Here is a 1,436-nt window from a genome sequence, read left to right as displayed (position 1 = left end):
TAAGTTCCATTGTCCGGAGGCATTCCGGAAAGTCCAGTCCCAAATTTATTTTTCAAAGATCAACTGGAAATTTTGAAGGCGGCCGCCAGTCCCCTAGGGGACTGGAAGTAAACTCAAAACTGCCTTCAAGAAATACTATATGAGGAGGAGGAGTAATGCACAATTTCACCTCTTTGTTTGTTTCTATACTAAACGTCTCTTTTATGGCCGTAGTCGTGTTTATTCTTATCTTACTTACCAAGCTTCTTCTCAAGAATCAGTTAAGCCCGCGTTGGAATTTTTTGCTTTGGACACTTCTCATAGTCCGTCTTGCATTGCCTTGGTCGCCAGAAAGCTCTTATAGCTTGTTTAACCTCTTTTCTTCAGACATTGTTATTCAGGCTCAAGACAATCGTAACCAAGCATCCGACCTGCTCACTGTGCAGACTCCTACCGACCCGATATTCATCGATAATGGAACAACTCAAAGCGTGCAAAACATTGATCAAACCATTAAGCAGCTTCCTGACAGCCAATCCAACCTTTGGAATGCGTTAGCTCTATTGTGGGGGGTTGGAATCTTAATAACAGGAATATATATGTTTTGGGTCAATCGACAATTTGCAATAAGCTTGCAGAAAGAAGCCCGTAAATGCCGTAACAGTTTCCTGCCTAGCATCTTAGAAAGTTGCAGGGAATCTCTGAAGATTAAAGCTAATATTGTTTTGTTTGAATCAGATCTTGTCACTACGCCAACTTTGTATGGCCTTTTCAAACCGAAGCTGTTGATTCCGAGAACGCTCTTAGAAACACTTGACGAACAGGAATGGAAATATGTTTTTCTTCACGAAGTATCCCATATCAAACGAAAAGACATATTGATCAACGGAATTATGAATGTTCTACTTCTCATCCATTGGTTTAATCCTTGTGTTTGGATCGCCTTTAATCTAATGCGCAAAGACCAGGAAATGGCCTGTGATTCCTTGGCTTTAACCAAGGTGAGTCAGGAAGAGAGACGAAAGTATGGCCTGACCTTAATCAAATTGCTGGAGCACTGGAGCAGCCCTATCCCTTTGTCCAAAGCTGTCTACCTATCAGGGAATAAAAATGATTTAAAAAGGAGAATGAATATGATCGGATCAAAGAAAAATTCGTATCGTTTATCCATTGTAGGTTTATTGATTCTAGTAATAATCGCTGCGTTAACCTTAACTGGGGCTAAGTCAAGTAATGCCTCGAACAATATGGAATTACCTGAAAAACAATTGGTTGAAAGAACTGTGCATAATTATTATAGAAGCATATACGAAAGAGTATAGTGGCACAAGAAGTCAAGACAGTTTTTTTTAATTTTTAAGGTGTGAAATCATTCACGAGGCGTTCTTTTGATATATTGTTGGAGGGGAGATCCCCCGCCGGGAACTGGAAAAAGTAATGTGTATAATTACTCAATG

1 protein-coding gene is annotated in these 1,436 nt (G+C 39.8%); it reads left to right on the top strand.

The features are described from left to right. Positions 1 to 155: 155 nt before the first annotated feature. Positions 156 to 1,301 carry a M56 family metallopeptidase gene (locus FS806_RS25190; RefSeq protein WP_144942090.1) on the top strand — a complete coding sequence of 382 codons (1,146 nt, stop codon included), beginning with the start codon at positions 156 to 158 and terminating at the stop codon, positions 1,299 to 1,301. Positions 1,302 to 1,436 lie beyond the last annotated feature (135 nt).

This window comes from Paenibacillus sp. 32O-W, assembly GCF_007679495.1.
Classification (GTDB): domain Bacteria; phylum Bacillota; class Bacilli; order Paenibacillales; family NBRC-103111; genus Paenibacillus_L; species Paenibacillus_L residui.
The sequence above is the reverse complement of the archived record's forward strand: the minus strand, read 5'-3'. Positions and strand labels throughout refer to the sequence as shown.

Excerpts from the sequence above, each read along its gene's own strand:
- FS806_RS25190 (WP_144942090.1), top strand. The coding sequence starts at position 156 with ATGCACAATTTCACCTCTTTGTTTGTTTCTATACTAAACGTCTCTTTT.